Annotated in this window: 1 protein-coding gene; it reads left to right on the top strand. The window is 66.1% G+C overall.

All coding sequences use genetic code 11. From position 1 onward, the window contains the following. A partial coding sequence (locus tag WU80_RS25070; RefSeq protein ID WP_156349812.1) for a WXG100 family type VII secretion target occupies nt 1–271 on the top strand: 271 nt, incomplete at both ends.

Genomic DNA, 271 nt, shown 5'->3' with positions numbered 1-271 from the left:
TACCAGTTCGGCGATGTCGACGCCCACGGTGCCTTGATCCGCGCCCAGGCCGCGTCTTTGGAGGCTGAGCACCAGGCCATCGTTCGCGATGTGCTTGCTGCGGGTGACTTCTGGGGCGGTGCCGGTTCGGTGGCCTGCCAGGAGTTCATCACCCAGTTGGGTCGCAACTTCCAGGTGATCTACGAGCAGGCCAACGCCCACGGGCAGAAGGTGCAGAGCGCCGGCAGCAACATGGCCAGCACCGACAGCGCCGTTGGGTCCAGCTGGGCCT

Origin of the sequence: Mycobacterium sp. UM_11 (assembly GCF_001414075.1) — a bacterium.
Taxonomy (GTDB): domain Bacteria; phylum Actinomycetota; class Actinomycetes; order Mycobacteriales; family Mycobacteriaceae; genus Mycobacterium.
This window is presented reverse-complemented; position numbering and strand designations above follow the sequence as displayed.